The sequence below is a fragment of the Methylorubrum extorquens genome, assembly GCF_024169925.1.
In the GTDB taxonomy this organism is placed as follows: domain Bacteria; phylum Pseudomonadota; class Alphaproteobacteria; order Rhizobiales; family Beijerinckiaceae; genus Methylobacterium; species Methylobacterium extorquens_A.
In genome coordinates, this window is sequence record NZ_JALJXF010000001.1 from 3,759,920 (window position 1) to 3,777,281 (window position 17,362).

Below are 17,362 nucleotides of genomic sequence, written 5' to 3' on the forward strand. Positions count from 1 at the left end.
GTCACTGGAGCTGGTGGCCGCGCTTGCCCATCTCGGCGCGGGTGCGAACCATGATGTATTCCGAGACTTCCTGGGTCCAATCCTGCATGGCGCCGACCATGTCATCGAGGATCTGCGGCTGGGTCTCGACGTAGCGCTTGCCCGCGGGCGAGCGGAAGAAGGCGACGATGTCCTTCAGCTCGGCCTCGTTCAGGCGCTTGGCGTAGATGCGCGCGGCGATAGTGATGAGCCGCTGCTTCTGCAGTTCCATCTCGGAATCGAGACCTTTCAGCACCTCGTCCAGATCCTTGGCGAGGTCGGGCCGCGTCACCGCGTTCTTGCGGATCTGCTCGGCCATGGTCGGGATGATCGAGTCGAAGGAGCGGGCGATGCCGGAACTCAGCATCACCTCGCGGGCGAGTGCGAGGTGGGCGGCGCTGAGATCCGGCTCCGGCGCGGGGGCCGGCGGCGGGGCCGTTCCGGGCTTCGCCGTCGGCTTGGGGGAGGCGGCCGGGGGCTTGGCGGCCGGCTGTTGCGCGTGCGCCGCCGGCACGAGAACGGCCTGCGACAGAAGGGCCGCGAGGCAGGGGCCGCCCAGGGCGGCAAGACGGAGAACCATGCGGGAGAAGCTCCGAAAAAAGGGAGGGCGGCGGCCGGGCGTCAGAGGCGGCCGAGAACGCTGACAACGGCCGCATCACCCTCGGCCGCAGCGAGGATGGCCGCGTCGGCAATGCCGAGGAACAGGCCGTGCTCGACCACGCCCGGCACCGCCCAGAGCCGGGCCGACAGAGCCTCCGGATCGGGAATGCGGCCGAGCCGCAGATCGAGGATGGCGTGGCCGCCGTCGGTCAGCAGCGGCGCGCCGGACGCGTCGTGGCGGCGCACGATCTCGCCCGTGCAGCCGGCTCCCGCCACCGCCGCCTCGACGGCGCGGGTGGTGGCGCCGATGCCGAACAGGTTCACCTCCACCGGCAGCGGAAAGGCGCCCAGGGTCTCGACTTGCTTCCCGGCGTCGGCGATCACCACCATGCGGCGGCTCGCGACCGCGACGATCTTCTCGCGCAACAGGGCGGCACCGCCCCCCTTGATGAGGCGCAAGCTTCCATCGACCTCGTCGGCCCCGTCGATGGTGAGATCGAGTTCGGGCAGTTCTTCGAGGGTGGCGAGCGGGATACCCTCGCGCTCGCAGGCGAGGCGGGTCGCCTCCGAGGTCGGCACGCCGGTCAGTTTGAGGCCCGCACGCACGCGCTCGCCCAAAAGCGTGATGAAGGCCGCGGCCGTGCTGCCCGTGCCGATGCCGAGGCGCATCCCGTCCTCGACCAGGGGGATCGCGCGCTCGGCCGCCGCCCGCTTCAGATCCGGCGCGCTCACGAAACGACCTCGGGAAGCGAATTCATCGGCTGCATCGGGGGCTGCATCGAACCGTCGAATCTGGGGTGGAATGGGAGGCAGGCCCTAGCACGCCTCCCAGCGACCGCAAAAGACGGACGCAAAGAAGCATGGATGCCTCCCAAGGGGCGTCCGACGCTTCGTCTGCGGTCAGGGCCGTGTTCCCTGCGGCGGCGTGGCGCTCGGGCCGGCGCGGCCGGGGGCCGGTCCGGTTGCGGCGGCACCCGCCCCGCTCGCGGTGCCGGCGGGCGGTGGACCGGCCTGCTCGGTGCAGACGACGAGTTCCTGACGGATCTGGACGTAGCAGGCGCTGGTCTCTCCGGTGCGGTAGTTGACCCGGTAGATTCCCGACTCGCGGGCGTGGCGCGAGGCGATCAGGCCGTACTCGCCCGGACTCTGCGGGCCGGCGCCCTCGCCGGCGGCAAAGCACAGGGTGACGCCGACGCTGTCGTCGCGCAGGCCGTACTGGCAGGAGGTGACCTCGCCGTTGGCGCGGTCGATCCGGTAGATCCGGTTCAGATCGACCGCGGGCGCGGCCACGAACTCATAGGGCCCGGCCGCCTCGGCCGCCACCGGCAGGCAGGCCAGGGCCACGGCGAGCAGGCCGGCGGACGACCGGGGAAGAGAAAGACGCGAAGGGACACGCATGGGGCGGGACATCGTCTTGTTGCGGAAGAGCGAAAACGGCGAATCATCGGTGGCGCGATCAAGCACCCGCTCCGTGGCGGAGCTTGGGCAGAGAGGCAACACTGAGGGTCCGCGCTAACCGGGCATCAACCGCCAGGGTTGATCGTAGGAGAGACGACCGCTAGCCAGCTTGACAATGGAACGCACCGGGACGCCGATGAACGCGCACAGCTCCCCGATCGTCGTGTTCGATCTCGACGGTACCCTCGCCGAGACCGCGGGCGACCTGATCGGCACCCTCAACGTCATCCTCGCCCGGGACGGCCACGCGCCGCTCCCCCTCGAACAGGCCCGCGACCTGCTCGGCGCAGGCGCGCGTGCCCTGATCCAGCGCGGCTTTACGGTCGCGGGTGCGAGCCTGACACCGGAGCGGCTCGAAACGCTGTTCCAGGACTTCCTCGCCTATTACGGCGAGCATCTCACCGACAATTCCTATCTCTTCCCCGGCGTGGTCGAGTCGCTGGACCGGCTGGAGGCGGCGGGATTTCGCCTCGCGATCTGCACCAACAAGGTCGAGTCGCACGCCGTGGCGTTGCTCGATGCGCTGGGCATCGGCCATCGCTTCCACACGATCGTCGGCAAGGAGACCTTCGCCTTCTCGAAGCCGGATCCGCGCCACATCACCGCGACCATCGAGCGCGCCGGGGGCGATCTCCACCGCGCCGTGATGGTGGGAGATTCCAAGGCCGACGTCGCCGCGGCCAAGGCCGCCGGCATCCCAGTCGTCGGCGTGACCTTCGGCTATACCCCAGTGCCGATGCGCGAACTTGCGCCCGACTGGGTCATCGAGCATTTCGACGCCCTGCCCGAGGCGGTCGACGCCCTGCTCGCCCGCGAGACCGTGAAACCGGCCGCCTAACAAGACAGCGCACGGCTTGCACCCGCGCGGGCGCTGGGCCACTGAGCGTTGCGACGGGGCCCTCCACCGCCCCGCGGGGCGCGAGAGGCAGACCGGCGACATGAGCGAGACGGACACCTTCGACCTGACGCTGGAGCGCATCGCGCTGATCCGGCGGATGGTCGTGGCCTGGAACGGAGCGGAGACCGGCGCGCCGATGATCCATCCGGACGCGCCCTACGGCAGCACCGACCGCGACGGCGACATCTTCAACGTCACCGGCGACGACGAGGGCGCGGACGAGGAGCACCGGGCGATGGGCGACGCGCTCGCCGTGTTCCTGCAGAACGCGACGCTGAAGCCCGGCCGCTACCAGTATCACAACCCGCTCGCCAAGCTCGCGACGGGGGATGTCTTCGACGTGTTCCGCGACGAGGCCACCGGCGAGACGCCCGAGCACATCACCTTCGAAGTCACCGACGAGCACCTTCGGCTGCTGCGGGCGTTCAGCCTCGAATGGGACGAAGAGTACGACGTGCCGAGCGTCGATCCGAAGCGGCCCTACGGCCACATGACGTGGTACACGGTGGAGATGGCGGTCCATCTCGGCGAACCGCCCGAGAAGGACGCGGAAGGCCGCGCCATCCTGACCGACGAACAGGAGGCCCGCCTGGAGCGCCTGCACCGCGAAATGCAGCCGGCGATGCAGATCTTCCTGCGCTACGGCGATCTCGGGCCGGGCCCGTTCCGGCAGCTCGAGGGCACGATCGGCTGGGAGCCGGCCTGAGCGCATCCTTCCCCCCTTTGCGAATCGCTGTGCCGCCCGCCTATCAGCGGTGCAGCGTTTGCAAGAGGGAGCGGCCGGATGAAGCGAGGATGGATCACGGGAACGGTGCCGGGCGCCCTCATTCTGGCGCTGGCATCCGTGACCTTACCCGTCCGGGCGAACGACAGCGCCGCCACCCTCGACGCGGGCGGCCTCGTTCTGGTGCGCGATGCCGAGATCGAACTGGCGAGCGAGGATCTTCGCATCGGCATCGACCGCATCGACGTCGATTACGTCTTCCGCAACCGCTCGAAGGCGCCGCGCACCCTGCGCCTCGCCTTCCCGCTCCCGCCCATCGACGGGGCCGAACTCTCGTTCAGCGCCCTCTCGCTGCCGGTTCGGGGAAGCGCCAACTTCGTCGGCTTCACGGTCAAGGCCGACGGCCGAACGATCGAGCCGGCCCTGGAGGAGCGCGCGTTCCACGGTACGCAGGAGATCACGGAACGCCTCAAACAGCAGGGGCTTCCGCTCAACCCGCTGCGGCGCGAAGAGTTGGAAACGGCGCTCAAGCGGCTCTCGCCGGCCGACCTCCAGGCCTTGCACAAGGCCGACCTGCTGTCCGATGCGACGCCGGACGCCGGCGCGCAGTGGCGCAGCGAGGCCAAGTTCCATTGGGAGCAGGTGTTTCCGGCGGACGCCGAGCTGCGCATCGCCCATAGCTATGCGCCGATCGCCGGCAACTGGTTCCTCTCGCCCAAGGACGCCGCGGCGCGCGATTTCCGCGCGCGCTACTGCCTCGACGATGCCGGCCTCTCCGGAATCCGACGTCTCGCCGCGGCGAAGCCCGAGGGCTACACCCGCGCCTTCGAGGTGCCCTACATCGTCACCACGGCCCGCAACTGGGCCGGGCGCATCGGCCGCTTCACCCTGACGGTGGACAAGGGCCGTGCGGACGCCCTCGTCAGCTTCTGCCGCCAGGGCGTGCGCAAGACGGGTCCGACCACCTTCGTCTGGGAAGCCCGCGACTACGTCCCGGATTCCGACCTGCGCGTGCTCCTCGTCTCGAACGATCCCGCCTTCCTAGGGGATCGCTGAAGCGCGGGGCTCAGCCCTCGCGTTTCTTGCGCTGCGCCAGGGTACGCAGGCGCAGGGCGTTGAGCTTGATGAAGCCGGCCGCGTCGCGGTGGTCGTAGGCGACGGCGCCCTCCTCGAAGGTGACGAGGTCCTGATCGTAGAGCGAGTGCGGGCTCGTCCGGCCGATGACGTGGACGCCGCCCTTGTAGAGCTTGAGCCGTACCTCGCCGGTCACCTTCTCCTGGCTCTTGTCGATCAGCGCCTGGAGCATCTCGCGCTCGGGCGAGAACCAGAAGCCGTTGTAGATCAGCTCTGCGTATTGCGGCATCAGCTGGTCCTTGAGGTGGGCGGCGCCCCGATCCAGCGTGATCGACTCGATGGCGCGGTGGGCCGGCAGCAGGATCGTGCCGCCGGGAGTCTCGTACATGCCGCGGCTCTTCATGCCGACGAAGCGGTTCTCGACCAGATCGAGCCGGCCGATGCCGTTGGCGTGGCCGAGCTCGTTCAGCTTGGCCAGCAGCGTGGCGGGCGAGAGCGCCTCGCCGTCGATGGAGACGGCGTCGCCCCGCTCGAAGCCGATGGTGACGATGGTGGGCGTGTCCGGCGCGTCCTCGGGAGAGAGGGTACGCGAATAGACGTAATCCGGCACCTCGACCGCCGGATCCTCCAGAACCTTGCCCTCGGAGGAGGCGTGCAGGAGGTTGGCATCGACCGAGAACGGGCTCTCGCCGCGCTTGTCCTTGGCAATCGGGATCTGGTGCTGCTCGGCAAACGCGATGAGCTGCTCGCGCGAGCGCAGGTCCCACTCGCGCCAGGGGGCGATCACCGTCACGTCGGGCTTGAGCGCATAGTAGCCGAGTTCGAACCGGACCTGATCGTTGCCCTTGCCGGTGGCGCCGTGACACACGGCGTCGGCCCCGACGCGCTCGGCGATCTCGATCTGCTTCTTGGCGATCAGCGGCCGGGCGATCGAAGTGCCCAGCAGGTAGATCCCCTCGTAGACCGCGTTGGCCCGGAACATCGGGAACACGTAGTCGCGGACGAATTCCTCGCGCAGGTCTTCGATGAAGATGTTTTCCGGCTTGATGCCGAGCAGCTCGGCCTTGCGGCGCGCCGGCTCCAGCTCTTCGCCCTGGCCGAGATCGGCGGTGAAGGTCACGACCTCGCAGCCATAGGTGGTCTGAAGCCACTTGAGGATGATCGAGGTGTCGAGCCCGCCGGAATAGGCGAGAACGACCTTCTTGACGGATTTGTTGGGGCTGGCGTCGGACATGGTGTTGGGCTCGGGCAACAGGGTGCAGGCGGATTAACAGCGGAGGCGCGCGGCGCGCAACCGGCGGGGCGGCATGCCCGTTGCCTCGTTTCCGATCCAGCCTGCCCCGGAGTGCCGCCGCAGACGTGGTAGGGTCACCGGCAGGACGGACGAGCCGATCCGGAGAATCGACGAATGCCGCGGCGAGCGACCCTGGAATTCTGGTACGAGTTCGCCTCGACCTACTCCTACCTCTCGGCCATGCGCATCGAGGCGCTGGCCAAGACCGCCGATGTCGAGCTGCGCTGGCGACCGTTCCTGCTCGGGCCGATCTTCGCGTCGCAGGGTTGGACCAACTCGCCGTTCAACCTCTACCCGGCCAAGGGGCGCAACATGTGGCGCGACCTTGACCGCGAGGCCGCCCGGCTCGGGCTCCCGCCGGTCACGCGCCCCAATCCCTTCCCGCAGAATTCGCTGAGCGCGGTGCGCGTGGCGACCTACGGCGCCGATCAGGACTGGCTGGTGCCGTTTTCGAAGGCGGTGTTCGAGACGAGTTTTGCCAAGGGCGGCTCCATCGCCGAGCCGGCAGCAGTGGGGCGCATCCTCGATGCACTTGGGCTCGACGGCACCCAGATCCTCAAGGCGGCAGCCTCGGAGGCCAACAAGGGCCGCCTGAAGGTGGCCGGCGAGGAGGCCCGCTCCCGCGGCATCTACGGCGCGCCGAGCTTTCTCACCGAGGACGGCGAACTGTTCTGGGGCAACGACCGCCTGGAACAGGCGCTCGCCTGGGCTGCGGGCGACCGGCCCGATGGCCTGCAGTAAGCGGGCAGAGACGAAGGAACACGGGCAGCGCGAGGCGCCCCGGCCGCTTCAGGCGGAAACCGGGTGCGCCTCCGCCACGCCGCGAAGGCCGCCGAGCAACTCCGACATCGGCTTCGGCATGCCGATCAGATAGCCCTGAACGTAGCGACAGCCGTGGCGGCGCACCGCGCTCAATTGCGCCGTGGTCTCGATCCCCTCGGCGATGCCGTCCAGACCGAGGTTCTGGCACAGATCGAGGATGGTGATCACGACGCTGCGCCCGAGATCGGATTCGACATTGGCCATGAAGCCGCGGTCGATCTTGATCCGGTCCAGCGGCAGGCGGTGGACGTAGTTCAGGCTCGAATACCCCGTCCCGAAATCGTCCAGCGCGATCTTGATACCGAGCGCGCGCAGGAGCGTGATCGCCTTCTGCGCTCCTTCGAAGTCGCGCATCAGCGCGGTCTCCGTCAGTTCCAGCGTGATCCGCCGGGGATCGATCCCGCTCTGCCGGACCGCGGCGAGGATCGCGATGACCGTCTCCGAAGAAGCGAGGTCGTGCGAGGAGAGGTTGAACGACAGGCCGATCTCGGGCGGGAGCCTGCCTGCGTCGGCGAGCGCCTTGCGCAGGAGAAGCAGAGTCACCGAGTGGATCATCCCGCAGCGCTCCGCCACGGCGATGAAGCGGTCGGGCGGCACGCGGCCGAGCTTGGGGCTCGTCCAGCGGGCCAGCGCCTCGACCGTCGTGATGCGATCCGTCAGCGTGTCGAGGATCGGCTGGTAGTGCATCTCGATCTCGGCGGCGAGATCCGCGCTCTGGAGAGCGGTCTCGACCGCGCGCTCGGCCCGGATTGCGTCCTCGTGCTCCTGCGAGAACAGGGTCGTGGTCCCGCGTTTCCGCTCCTTCGAATGGTAGAGCGCATAATCGGCCCGGTCGAACAGCGCGTCCGCGGCGCGTCCGGCGCTGGGATACAGCGCCAAGCCGCCCGAGCATCCCGGCACGACTTGCGTCTCGCCGAGTGAGATCGGCGTGTGCAGCGCCGAACAGATGCGGTTGCAAAGCTCGACCGCGGCGGCCGTGCAGTCGACCGCGTGGATCAGCACGCCGAACTCGTCGCCGCCGAGGCGCGCGACCGTCACGCCGTCCACGGCGAAGGCGCCGAGACGGCGCCCGGTTTCCTCCAGCACCCGGTCTCCGGCGGTGTGGCCGAACGTGTCATTGATCGGCTTGAAGCGGTCGAGGTCGAAGATCGCGAGGGCGAAGGCGGCGTTTTCGGTCGCCGAGGCGGTGATCAAAGCGTCGAGACGCTGGAAGAAATAGCGCCGATTGGGCAACCCGGTGAGGCTGTCGGTATGCGCCAGCCGCTGGTTCTCCGCGCCGAGTCGCTGCGCTTCGGCCTTGGACTCGACCAGTTGCAGGAAGGCCAGGAAGTTGTTGGTGAGGATACGCACCATCACCACCGTGACGAAGGCGGTGTTGAGCGCGATCGCGATGAAGACGCTGTTGCCGCTCGTGAAGCAGTGAATCAGGAAGCTGCCCATGACGATGACGGTCACCATCAGCGCCGCGGCCGGCAGATGCGTCAGGCAGAAGATGCAGGCGATGACGGTGATCGCCACGAAGATCGCGACGTGGCCCTGCTCGAACGGGCCGCCATAGGCGTTGAGCGTCATCGCCCAAGCGACGAAGAGGACCGAGAACAGGACGGTGAGGAAGCTGGTGCCGCGCATCCGTTTGACGGCGGCGGCCCCGGACATCGCCTGCGGCCGAAGACGCCACCAGTGCACGGCCCGTACTGCACACAAGCCGATCATTGCGCCGGGGAGCCCGACGGTCAGCCAAGCCGGCGCAAAAGGGTAATGGGTGAAGGCGAGGGCGCAGGCGTTGACGGAGAGCAGCGCATAGAGCGACGGGATCTGCTTCTGCAACTCCCTGAGCTGGCGGATGCAAGCTTCCGGGTCCGTATAAATTGGCACGATACCGCTCAGAAGTTCTCGGCGGCCGCGAAAGAATCTCATTCTCATCTCACCGGGCCACGAACACGTCGTCGTGCGTCCTCTGACAGAGACACACTAAGTCTTATTTCTCCTAAGGATTCATTGCACCGAAATACTCAGTCTCCGAACCCGCGGACATTGGCGAGACAGCGCTCTCACCGCGAACGCGACGCTTTCCGCCCCCTCTCACCGATCGCCTTGGATGCCCGGGCCCGATCGGGTTCTCTCCGGCTCGCCAAGGCCTACCCCTCGGCGATGACGCGCTGCCGGGATTCACCTCCGCGTCGCTGTGTCGACATGGATATCCCGCCCCCGCGTCTCCGGCAGCAGCAGGGCGGCGAGTGTGCCGACGAGGCTGAAGGCGGCGAGGTAGTAGGCCGGCACCATCCGGTCGCCGGTCGCGGCGATCAGCCAGTTCACGACGTAGTTCGTGCTGCCGCCGAAGATCGAGACCGAGAGCGCGTAGACGATGGACAGCCCGGCGCTGCGCACCGCCCGCGGCAGGGCTTCGGGAATGGCGACGATGATCGCCGCCGCGTTGATCGAGGACAGGGCCGAGAGCAGGAAGGTGACGGCGTAGACGCTGAGCGCGCTCGGCTCTCGCAGCATCCACAGGAAGACCGGCACGGCGAGCACGAGGATCAGGGCCCGCGGCCAGATCAGCACCGGCTTGCGCCCGAACCGGTCGGCAAGCCAACCGCCGAGGAGCGGAAAGATCACCGAGGCCAGCCCCAGGGCGATCGGAACGGCGTTGGCCGCCATCTCCGAGAGACCGAGCGTTGCCCCGGCATAGACCGGCATGTTGGTGCCGATGGCGTTCGAGACGGTCGAGGCGGCGATGATGAGGAAGGTCAGGCCGAGCATCCGTCCGTGCTGGCGCAGCAGGCGGCCGAGCACGGCCCCCGTCGAACCGGCGGCGGCGGGATCGTGACCCTCGCCCGCCGTCTCCGGCAGATGGCTGCGGATCACGAGGCCGACCGGCACGACGAGGAGGCCGAGGCCGAACATCAGCCGCCAGCCCCAATCGGCCATGGCCGCATCGCCGAGCACCAGGGTCAGCACGGTGGCGAACAGGCCGGCGAACAGGGCGGCGCAGCCCTGGCTCGCGATCTGCCAACTCGCGACGAAGCCGCGGTGCCGCGCCGGGGCCGCCTCGATCAGGAAGGCGGTGGAGGGGCCGACCTCGCCGCCGAGCGCCAGGCCCTGGATCAGCCGCCCGGCGATCACGATCACCTGAGCCCAGACGCCGAGGACCGCCGTGCCGGGGCAGGCCGCCAGCATCAGCATGCCGACGGCCATCAGCGCGATGGTGATGAGCATGGCGGGCTTGCGCCCGGCCCGGTCGGCGAAGGCGCCGATCAGCACGCCGCCCACGGGGCGCATCACGTAGCCGATCCCGAACAGGGCGAGCGAGGCGAGCAGGCTGTCGGTCGGGCTGTCCGAGGGGAAGAAGGTCGCGCCGATCGACTTGGCGAAGAAGGCGTAGATCGTGAAATCGTAGAATTCGAGGGCGTTGCCGAGCACGACCGCTCCCACGGCCTTGCGGTCGAGGCGCGTCGGGGCGGCGCTGGCGGGCGAGTGCATCGTGATCCTGTCGTGAGATCCCGGAGGGGTGGGCGCAGCGGAAGGACGGCTGAGGGGCCAAAGGCGTTCGTGAGGGCGGCAGGTAGGTCGCCGCCGCCGCGCCGCCACCCCGGCTCGGCCGTGCTCTCGTCTTGCAGACTGCATTGCCGGCGACGTTTTCCGGCGCGATCGGCTCCCCGCCCCCGGCATGATCGTGCTATCGCGCCCCGTCACCTTGCTTACGGGATCGCTCACGCCCCTTGCGCCTGCTCGTCGTCGCCATCGGACGCCTGAAGAACGGGCCGGAGCGGGATCTCGCCGCCCGCTACCGCGAGCGCGCCGTCGCGCTCGGGAAGGGCCTCGGCGTCACCGCCTGCGACCTCGCCGAAATCCCCGAATCGCGCGCGCGCCGTTCGGCCGACCGCATCGCCGAGGAGGCGGCGGCGATCCTCGCCCTGGTGCCGGGCGACGCGGCAGTGATCGCCTGCGACGAGCGCGGCCGCTCCGACTGGCCGAGCGAGCGCATCGCCGACAAGATCGGGTCATGGCGCGATGCGGGGCGGGGCAGCCTCGTCCTCGTCGTCGGCGGGGCGGATGGCCTTCACGAGAATGTGCGCGGGCGTGCCGACCATATTCTCGCCTTCGGGGCGGCGACACTACCGCACGGCCTGGTGCGCGTGCTCGCCCTTGAGCAGGTCTACCGGGCACTGACCATCCTGGCCGGACACCCCTATCACCGGGGCGATCCCGAGGCATGAGATCCAAGGTGACGGCGCATTTCCGGTCGGCAACGATCCTGACGGCCACGCTGACGGCTCTTGCCTGCCTTGCAGGCGGCCTCGCCCTGCCCGTGCGCGCGCAGACGGTGCCCGATCCGGAGGCGATGCGGCGCACGCAGGAGGAGCGGGATCGCCGCGCCCAAAGCCTCAAGCAGATCGAGGACGCGCTGGCGGCCAGCAGCGGCAACCGGGCAGCACTCGAGTCCGAGATCGCCGCGATCGGCTCCGACCGGACCAAGCTCAGCGCCGCCCTGCTCGATGCCGGGCGGCAAGCCCAGGCGACCGAGGACCGGATGAACCGGCTGGAGGAGCGCCTGCGCGCGCTGACCGACAGCGACGCGGCGATCCGCAAATCGCTGGAGGCGCGCCGCGCGGTCATCGCCGAGATCCTGGCCGCGCTCCAGCGCATGGGCCGGCGCCCGCCGCCGGCCGTGCTGGTGCGCCCCGAGGACGTGCTGGCGGCGATCCGTACCTCGATGATGCTCGGCGCGGTGGTGCCGGAGCTGCGCGGCGAGGCCGACACCCTGGCCGGCGACCTCACCGAACTGGTGCGGGTGCGTGGCCTCATCGCCGCCGACCGCGAGGCGCTGAAGAAAGATCTCGCGGGCTGGGCCGCCGAGCGCCAGCGCCTCGACGCGCTGATCGCGGCCCGCCGCAGCCGGCAGGCGGAGGTCGAGACCAGCCTCACCGCCGAGCGCCAGAAGAGTACCGAGCTCGGCACCCAGGCCAAATCGCTCAAGGAACTCGTGGACCGGATGGAGGGCGAGCTGTCGAGCGCCCGCCGCGCCGCCGACGCCGTCCGCGCCGCCGCCGAACGCGAGCAGCGGGCGATCCAGGACAAGTTCGCGGCAGCCGGCGCGCGCGATCCGGCGCGGCTCGCCCCCAAGGTGAAGTTCACGGAAGCCCGCGGCGATCTGCCCAGGCCGGTGAGCGGCCCCCTGCTGCGCGGCTTCAACCAGCCCGACGGCCAGGGCGGCACCACCCGCGGCATCTCGCTGCGGGCGCGGCCGAAGGCGGTGGTCTCCTCGCCCGCGGACGGATGGGTCTCGTTTGCCGGACCCTTTCGCTCCTACGGGCGTCTCTTGATCATCAATGCGGGCGACGGCTACTATCTGTTGCTCGCGGGGATGGATCAGATCAACGTCGAGGTCGGCCAGTTCGTACTGGCGGGCGAACCGGTAGCCGTGATGGGCGAGGGCAGCGGCACCCCGGCAAGCACGCCGGCGAACGTGACGCAGGCTGCGTCACAGAAGGACGATGATCGGATTGATCCCGTCCTGTACGTCGAATTCAGGAAAGACGGCGGCTCCATCGATCCGGAGCCGTGGTGGGCCAGAAGTTCCAGCGAGAAGGTTCGCGGATAATGCGCAAAGTGTCCCTCGTGTTACTCGGCGCGGTCCTCGGCGTCGGCGCCTCGGCCCTGTCGACCCAGACCCAGCTCTTGTCCGGCACGAGCGCCATCGCGGCCTCGGCGGAGACCTACCGGCAGCTGAGCCTGTTCGGCGACGTGTTCGAGAAGGTGCGGACCGACTACGTCGAGAAGCCCGAGGAGTCGAAGCTGATCGAGTCGGCCGTCAACGGCATGCTGACCTCGCTCGATCCGCATTCGAGCTACATGGACGCGAAATCCTTCCGCGACATGCAGACGACGACGAAGGGCGAGTTCGGCGGCCTCGGCATCGAGGTCACCATGGAGGACGGCCTGATCAAGGTCGTCTCGCCGATCGACGACACGCCCGCCTCCAAGGCCGGCCTGCTCGCCAACGACATCATCACCCAGATCGATGAGGATCAGGTCCAGGGTCTCACCCTGAACCAAGCCGTCGACAAGATGCGCGGCCCCGTGAACTCCACGGTGAAGCTGAAGATCTCCCGCAAGGAGGCCAAGGAGCCGCTCGACGTCTCGCTGACGCGCGACGTCATCAAGATCCGCCCCGTCCGCTCGAAGGTCGAGAGCGGTGATGTCGGCTATGTCCGCCTGACCCAGTTCAACGAGCAGACCTATGACGGCCTGAAGACCGCGATCGACAAGCTCCAGGGCGAGATCGGCGGCGACAAGCTCAAGGGCTACGTGCTCGATCTGCGCAACAACCCCGGCGGCCTGCTCGATCAGGCGGTGATGGTGTCCGACGCCTTCCTCGACCGCGGCGAGATCGTTTCGACCCGCGGCCGCAACCCGGACGAGACGCAGCGCTTCTCCGCCAAGGCCGGGGATCTGGCCAAGGGCAAGCCCATCGTGGTGCTGGTGAACGGCGGCGCGGCCTCGGCCTCCGAGATCGTGGCCGGCGCCCTGCAGGATCACAAGCGCGCGACCATCATGGGCACGCGCTCCTTCGGCAAGGGCTCGGTGCAGTCGATCATCCCGCTCGGCGGCCAGGGCGCCCTGCGCCTGACCACCGCGCGCTACTACACGCCGTCCGGCCGCTCGATCCAGGCGAAGGGCATCGAGCCGGATCAGGAGGTGCTGCAGGAGGTGCCCGACGACCTGAAGGGCAAGGACGAGACCAAGGGCGAGGCCGGCCTGAAGGGCCACCTGAAGCAGAAGGACACCGAGGAGCGCGGTGGTTCCTCGGCCTACATCCCGCCGGATCCGGCCAAGGACAAGCAACTCATCTCTGCGGTCGATTTCCTGCACGGCATCCAGAAGGGTGCGGCCAACGTGACGAAGCCGGCCACGCAGAACTGATTGTGCCGGCCCGCAGCGGGCATCCGCTGCGGTGTTAGGGAAAGATTAACCATGACGGCCCGCAATACCGGTTCAGACCGGGATTGCGGGCCGTTTCTCGTTGGAGGCTGCGCCCGGTTCTCAGAGCATGCGCCAACAGGCAGGACGGCGGGTGAGCGACGCGGCCGACGACATCCTGACGAAGCCTCTCGGTGTCGCGGACAAGGCGGCCCGTCCCCGCTTTGCCCTGCGCCCGTCCGCAGGCGCGGCGGCGGCGGGCGGCGGCGCTATGATTCTGGCGCTGATCGCCGGTGGCATCGCGCTCACAGGCGATCCCCGCGGCGGCGAGCCTCGGGCCCAAGCGCTCATCGAGATCCGCGAGGCCCCGGCCTCCGCCCCCCGCATCGCAGACCCTGCACCGCCCGCCTCGAAGGGACCGGCCCAGTCCGCCAGCGAGGTCGAACAGGCCTCCGGCGTCAGCGTGTTCCGCCCCGACGGTTCGACGGCACCCGATGCACCGGTGATCATCCGCGTCCCGAACGCCGCCCAGGTGAAGCTCGCGCCGGCCCCCGATTCGCGTCTGACCGAGCGCGGGCGCCACGGCCCCCTGCCCCGCCTCGGCGAAGGACGGCTGCGGCCGCTCGACGTCTACGCCCGCCCGGACGAGCCCGGCACCGGGCCGCGCATCGCGATCCTCGTGTCCGGTCTCGGCATCGGCGAGAACGCCACCCTCGGCGCCATCGCCCGGCTTCCGGCGGCAGTGAGCCTCGCGCTCTCGCCCTACGGCAACGATCTCGAAAAGACCGCGACCCGCGCCCGCGAGGCCGGACACGAGATCCTGCTCCAACTGCCGATGGAGCCGTTCGACTATCCCGACAGCGATCCAGGGCCGCAGACGCTCCTGGCCTCGGCCCGCCCCGGCGAGAACCTCGACCGGGCCGCCTGGGCGATGAGCCGGTTCCCCGGCTTCGTCGCGGCCGTGAACTTCATGGGCGCCAAGCTGATGAGCGAGCCCGCCGCCCTCGAACCGGTGCTGAAAGACCTATCCGCCCGCGGGCTCGGCTTCGTCGATGACGGCGCGGCGCCCGGCTCGCAGGTCGCGACCGCCGCGGCGAAGACCAAGCTGCCGACCGCGCGGGCCGAGATCGTGATCGACGCCGTCGCGCGGCCCGACGCCATCGACGCGGAACTCGCACGCCTGGAGACGCTGGCTCGGCAGAAGGGCCTCGTGCTGGCCTCGTCCAGTGCCTCGCCCTTGACGATCGAGCGCCTGTCGCGGTGGTCGCGCGATCTGGAGGCACGCGGCATCCGGCTCGTGCCGGTGAGCGCGATCCTGCGCCGCCCGGGCAACGTCTCCAAGCTGACGAGCGCGGCGCCTTAAACATCGCCCGAACGGCGGTTGCCGATGGTGGGATGGCGGCCATCCAAAATCGGTCATCCGGCCGGATTGGTCAGGAGCCGGCCCGATCGAGCGAGTTCGTCGAGGTGATGCCGTCTGACCCCGGCAAATCTCCGGACGGCACACCGTGACACGCTTGCCCTGCCTTCTTGGCGCATGGGACACGCGCAAATTGCATGAAAATCGACTCATGTCAGTCTTCGGCTCACTACGAAGCATACATCCATTTAATCCTGTCACGCCGCGCAAAATCATTTGAACAATTCGCGATCCGGTAAGTGTTTTCGGGCCAGGATCCCGCCGCTCGCTCAGCAGAATCGCGCGAGCCGTTCCTGTCGGAGTCCTCCGTGTCGCTCCAAACTCTTCCCATTCGCAGCAAGCTCATCGCTTCATTCACGGTTCTGACGATCCTTCTCGTCAGCTTAGGGGTTCTGGGCCTCGTCGGAACGCAGACGATGCGCGACCAAGCACTCGACATCGAGCGCAATTGGCTTCCCAGCGTGCGCCTGCTCGGCGAGATCGACACGGCGGCGGCGCGGATGAACGGCGTGATGCTGCGGCACACGCAAGCGACCGACCCGCAACTGATCGCGTCCATGGACAAGGATTTCGAGCGCTTCGGCAAGCTCATCACCGACAAGCGCGCGGCCTACGAGACCCTGATCACCGATGCCGCGGAGCGGGCGCTCTACGATACCTATGCGCGGGAAACCGCCACCTTCGAGGCCGAGCGGCGGACCGTGATGGATCTCTCGCGTCAGGGCCGGAAGGCGGACGCCTTCTCCCACTACGAGGCGAAAGGCCTCGCCCCGCGCCGGGCGATGTCGAACGCCCTGGAGAAGCTGATCGCCTTCAACAACGAAGGCGCCGCACGCGCGATGGCGAAGGGCGAGACCGTGTTCCAGCAGGTGCGGACGATCGGCCTTGCCGTCCTCGTCTTCGGGCTCGTCCTCGCGATCCTGCTCGCGGTGCTGATCACCCGCGGCGTGACCCGCGGTATCGCCTCCGTGGTCGAGCCGATGCAGGCGCTGGCTGCGGGCGACCTTACGGTGACGATCCCGCATCAGGGTCGGCGGACCGAGATCGGGACGATCGCCGACGCGGTGCAGATCTTCAAGGCGGGGTTGATCCGCATGCGCAACCTCGAGGAGGAGAGCGCCGCGGCCCGCGCCGGGGCGGAAGCGCAGCGCAAGGCGGCGATGCGCGAGATGGCGGAGCGGTTCGAGGGCGCGGTCGGCGGCGTCGTCAGCCTCGTCTCGTCCGCCGCAGCCCAATTGCAGGCCTCGGCGCATGGCATGACCGGCGCCGCGACCCGTACCGCCGGCCAATCGATCAGCGTGGCGGCAGCGGCGGAAGAGGCCGCGACCAACGTCAACACCGTGGCGGCGGCGGCCGAGGAGCTGGGCGCCTCGGTGCAGGAGATCGGTCGGCAGGTCAGCGGCTCCTCGACGCTCGCCCAGGCGGCGGTGGGAGAGGCCGCGCAAACGGCGGCCCATGTCCGGGCTCTCAGCGCGGCCGTCTCCAAGATCGGCGACGTCGTCACCATGATCACCACGATCGCGGGGCAGACCAACCTGCTTGCCCTCAACGCCACCATCGAGGCGGCGCGCGCGGGTGAGGCCGGCCGCGGCTTCGCGGTGGTCGCGGCGGAAGTGAAGGAACTCGCCAACCAGACCGCACGGGCGACGGAGGAGATCTCCGGCCAGATCGGCCGCATTCAAGAGACCACGGGCCACGCGGTCTCGGCCATCGGCAGCATCACCGGGCGCATCGAGGAGATCAGTTCGGTGGCGGCCTCGATCGCGGCAGCGGTGGAGCAGCAGGGCGCGGCGACACAGGAGATCGTGCGCAACGTCGCCCAGGCGGCCATGGGTGCGGGCGAGGTGACGAGCAACATCGCGGGCGTGGCGCAGGCCGCCGAGGAGGCGGGGGCGACCGCCGCCGAAGTGCTCGCCGCCTCCTCCGAGCTGTCGCACCAGTCCCAGCATCTCTCGGCGGAAGTCGGCCGCTTCCTCGCCAACGTGCGCGCCGCCTGAGTTCTACCTCGGGAACGGCAGGGAAAGACGTGGGCTCGGCCGAGGCCGCGCCCACGCTCGTTTTACGGCCTCAGATAGGGGTTAGGTCGGCGTTGCCCGCACCGGTTCGGCCTCCTATGGTCGCGCCGCCAGCACG

Annotated in this window: 15 protein-coding genes; 9 read left to right on the forward strand and 6 right to left on the reverse strand. The window is 69.1% G+C overall.

Annotated features, from left to right (window positions below):
- Position 1 precedes the first annotated feature (1 nt).
- The 3 genes from J2W78_RS17540 to J2W78_RS17550 form a co-directional block, all read right to left on the reverse strand.
- Entirely contained in the window at positions 2-598 is a 597-nt protein-coding gene (locus tag J2W78_RS17540; protein WP_253372566.1) for a DUF2059 domain-containing protein, read from the reverse strand.
- Positions 599-639: 41 nt separating this feature from the next.
- Positions 640-1,350 (reverse strand): ribose-5-phosphate isomerase RpiA, encoded by a 711-nt coding sequence (gene rpiA / locus J2W78_RS17545; RefSeq protein WP_253372568.1) that lies wholly within the window; start codon positions 1,348-1,350, stop codon positions 640-642.
- A 168-nt stretch (positions 1,351-1,518) separates the two neighbouring features.
- Positions 1,519-2,028: a hypothetical protein gene (locus J2W78_RS17550; protein ID WP_437178538.1), complete on the reverse strand. Its 510-nt coding sequence runs from the start codon at positions 2,026-2,028 to the stop codon at positions 1,519-1,521.
- Between the two features lie 184 nt (positions 2,029-2,212).
- Here J2W78_RS17550 and gph point away from each other — a divergent pair, with 184 nt between their 5' ends.
- From gph to J2W78_RS17565, 3 genes are all read left to right on the forward strand, one after another.
- On the forward strand, positions 2,213-2,914 hold the full coding sequence (gph, locus tag J2W78_RS17555; RefSeq protein WP_253372572.1) for a phosphoglycolate phosphatase: 702 nt from the start codon (positions 2,213-2,215) through the stop codon (positions 2,912-2,914).
- A 100-nt stretch (positions 2,915-3,014) separates the two neighbouring features.
- Positions 3,015-3,680, forward strand: coding sequence for a hypothetical protein (locus J2W78_RS17560; RefSeq protein ID WP_253372574.1), 666 nt, complete (start codon positions 3,015-3,017; stop codon positions 3,678-3,680).
- Between the two features lie 78 nt (positions 3,681-3,758).
- Positions 3,759-4,754 carry a DUF4424 family protein gene (locus tag J2W78_RS17565; protein ID WP_253372576.1) on the forward strand — a complete coding sequence of 332 codons (996 nt, stop codon included), beginning with the start codon at positions 3,759-3,761 and terminating at the stop codon, positions 4,752-4,754.
- 10 nt (positions 4,755-4,764) lie between these two features.
- Here the strand turns inward: J2W78_RS17565 and J2W78_RS17570 are convergent, their stop codons facing one another.
- Positions 4,765-6,006 (reverse strand): argininosuccinate synthase, encoded by a 1,242-nt coding sequence (locus tag J2W78_RS17570; RefSeq protein ID WP_253372577.1) that lies wholly within the window; start codon positions 6,004-6,006, stop codon positions 4,765-4,767.
- Between the two features lie 174 nt (positions 6,007-6,180).
- Here J2W78_RS17570 and J2W78_RS17575 point away from each other — a divergent pair, with 174 nt between their 5' ends.
- The gene (locus J2W78_RS17575) at positions 6,181-6,807 is read left to right on the forward strand and encodes a 2-hydroxychromene-2-carboxylate isomerase (RefSeq protein ID WP_253372579.1); all 627 of its coding nucleotides are present in this window, start codon (positions 6,181-6,183) and stop codon (positions 6,805-6,807) included.
- A gap of 48 nt (positions 6,808-6,855) precedes the next feature.
- Here the strand turns inward: J2W78_RS17575 and J2W78_RS17580 are convergent, their stop codons facing one another.
- Both J2W78_RS17580 and J2W78_RS17585 read right to left on the reverse strand, forming a co-directional pair.
- Positions 6,856-8,805, reverse strand: coding sequence for a putative bifunctional diguanylate cyclase/phosphodiesterase (locus J2W78_RS17580; protein WP_253372581.1), 1,950 nt, complete (start codon positions 8,803-8,805; stop codon positions 6,856-6,858).
- A gap of 252 nt (positions 8,806-9,057) precedes the next feature.
- On the reverse strand, positions 9,058-10,368 hold the full coding sequence (locus J2W78_RS17585; RefSeq protein WP_253372583.1) for an MFS transporter: 1,311 nt from the start codon (positions 10,366-10,368) through the stop codon (positions 9,058-9,060).
- Positions 10,369-10,607: 239 nt separating this feature from the next.
- Between J2W78_RS17585 and rlmH the strand changes: the two genes are divergently transcribed.
- The 5 genes from rlmH to J2W78_RS17610 all read left to right on the forward strand — a co-directional run bounded on the left by rlmH (position 10,608) and on the right by J2W78_RS17610 (position 17,226).
- Entirely contained in the window at positions 10,608-11,105 is a 498-nt protein-coding gene (rlmH, locus tag J2W78_RS17590; protein WP_253372585.1) for a 23S rRNA (pseudouridine(1915)-N(3))-methyltransferase RlmH, read from the forward strand.
- Positions 11,102-12,490, forward strand: a complete 1,389-nt coding sequence (locus J2W78_RS17595; RefSeq protein WP_253372586.1) for a murein hydrolase activator EnvC family protein — start codon at positions 11,102-11,104, stop codon at positions 12,488-12,490. Before rlmH ends, J2W78_RS17595 begins: the two co-directional genes overlap by 4 nt.
- Positions 12,490-13,812: a S41 family peptidase gene (locus J2W78_RS17600; RefSeq protein ID WP_253372588.1), complete on the forward strand. Its 1,323-nt coding sequence runs from the start codon at positions 12,490-12,492 to the stop codon at positions 13,810-13,812. The genes J2W78_RS17595 and J2W78_RS17600 overlap by 1 nt, the downstream gene beginning before the upstream one ends.
- Before the next feature lie 151 nt (positions 13,813-13,963).
- Complete coding sequence (locus J2W78_RS17605) at positions 13,964-15,172, forward strand: divergent polysaccharide deacetylase family protein (RefSeq protein ID WP_253372590.1); 1,209 nt, start codon at positions 13,964-13,966, stop codon at positions 15,170-15,172.
- 365 nt (positions 15,173-15,537) lie between these two features.
- On the forward strand, positions 15,538-17,226 hold the full coding sequence (locus tag J2W78_RS17610; RefSeq protein ID WP_253372592.1) for a methyl-accepting chemotaxis protein: 1,689 nt from the start codon (positions 15,538-15,540) through the stop codon (positions 17,224-17,226).
- Positions 17,227-17,362: the final 136 nt, after the last annotated feature.

Excerpts from the sequence above, each read along its gene's own strand:
- J2W78_RS17540 (WP_253372566.1), bottom strand. The coding sequence starts at position 598 with ATGGTTCTCCGTCTTGCCGCCCTGGGCGGCCCCTGCCTCGCGGCCCTT.
- J2W78_RS17550 (WP_437178538.1), bottom strand. The coding sequence starts at position 2,028 with ATGTCCCGCCCCATGCGTGTCCCTTCGCGTCTTTCTCTTCCCCGGTCG.
- gph (WP_253372572.1), top strand. The coding sequence starts at position 2,213 with ATGAACGCGCACAGCTCCCCGATCGTCGTGTTCGATCTCGACGGTACC.
- J2W78_RS17560 (WP_253372574.1), top strand. The coding sequence starts at position 3,015 with ATGAGCGAGACGGACACCTTCGACCTGACGCTGGAGCGCATCGCGCTG.
- J2W78_RS17565 (WP_253372576.1), top strand. The coding sequence starts at position 3,759 with ATGAAGCGAGGATGGATCACGGGAACGGTGCCGGGCGCCCTCATTCTG.
- J2W78_RS17570 (WP_253372577.1), bottom strand. The coding sequence starts at position 6,006 with ATGTCCGACGCCAGCCCCAACAAATCCGTCAAGAAGGTCGTTCTCGCC.
- J2W78_RS17575 (WP_253372579.1), top strand. The coding sequence starts at position 6,181 with ATGCCGCGGCGAGCGACCCTGGAATTCTGGTACGAGTTCGCCTCGACC.
- J2W78_RS17580 (WP_253372581.1), bottom strand. The coding sequence starts at position 8,805 with ATGAGATTCTTTCGCGGCCGCCGAGAACTTCTGAGCGGTATCGTGCCA.
- J2W78_RS17585 (WP_253372583.1), bottom strand. The coding sequence starts at position 10,368 with ATGCACTCGCCCGCCAGCGCCGCCCCGACGCGCCTCGACCGCAAGGCC.
- J2W78_RS17595 (WP_253372586.1), top strand. The coding sequence starts at position 11,102 with ATGAGATCCAAGGTGACGGCGCATTTCCGGTCGGCAACGATCCTGACG.
- J2W78_RS17600 (WP_253372588.1), top strand. The coding sequence starts at position 12,490 with ATGCGCAAAGTGTCCCTCGTGTTACTCGGCGCGGTCCTCGGCGTCGGC.